The organism is Wolbachia endosymbiont of Drosophila barbarae (genome assembly GCF_044752445.1).
Taxonomy (GTDB): Bacteria; Pseudomonadota; Alphaproteobacteria; order Rickettsiales; family Anaplasmataceae; genus Wolbachia; species Wolbachia pipientis.
The window spans coordinates 1-944 of sequence record NZ_JBIXJM010000120.1 but is presented as its reverse complement, the minus strand read 5'-3'; the positions used below and the strand labels follow the sequence as shown (position 1 = coordinate 944).

1 protein-coding gene is annotated in these 944 nt (G+C 32.0%); it reads left to right on the top strand.

All coding sequences use genetic code 11. The features are described from left to right. Positions 1 to 50: 50 nt before the first annotated feature. Positions 51 to 944 (top strand): coiled-coil domain-containing protein (locus ACIPNH_RS01705; RefSeq protein WP_400771323.1); only part of this gene is annotated, 894 nt, incomplete at its 3' end.

The window sequence follows — 944 nt, the reverse complement described above, 5'->3', positions numbered from 1 at the left end:
CTCAACCTCCTTATCATCTTCTATCCTTATCTTATCACATCCGGACTTCTATGAAAAGAGCTATAACTTCTAATGTGCCTCTTCCTCTAATTCTTGCTTTAGCTACATTATCTATTTTGGTGCTTGCACTTTCATGTAAAATAATTAGTAATAATGTAGAATTGGAAGCAAAAGTAAAAGGTCAGTTAGAACATAAGGAGGAGATGCTTTCTCTTGAACACCAAGAGTTACGTGATGAAAATACAAGATTGAATGAAAGAGTGGATTCTTTAATGGAGGAATTGTGTCAATGCAAATTAGAAAGTGAAAAGAATAAGTTATGTTTAAAGTCAGAATATGAAGATGAGTTACGCTTAAGATTGGAATATGAAGATGAATTAAACTTGGAATTAGAACATAAAAGTAGGGAAGCTTCTTCTCTGCGTACTCAATTAACTATGTTAAGAAAAAAAGTAGAAGTAGAAGAAGTAAAACAATTAAAAACTTTAGAATCGGAAGAACAACATGAGAGCTCAGAAAGCGACATAGAAGAATTAGAGAAGAAGTTATGCCAGTCGGAAAAGGAAAAGAAAGAATTAGAAGGTAAAGTTAGTGATGAACGTCAAAAGCGCACTGATCTTGAAAGTAAAGTTGATAAATTGTGTACAAAGGAGAAAGAGTACTTATCTAAAATTAAGGAGCTGGAAAAGGAGTCATTATCTTTACAAAAAGAAGAGAAAGAATCTGATAACACATTAACAACAGTGAATGATGATCGCGATAATAAGGTGAAAGAATTAAACAGTTTACTTTTGAAGCAATCCTCTCAAATAGAACAACTTCAAAAAGCTTTATTGGAAAAGAAAAAAGAAGAAGTGCTTTTTTTGCAACGGATGATAGAATATGTAACAGATGAGGTAGAAAAATTAGTAAGGGAAAATGAAGTGATCAGAGATGATGATAAA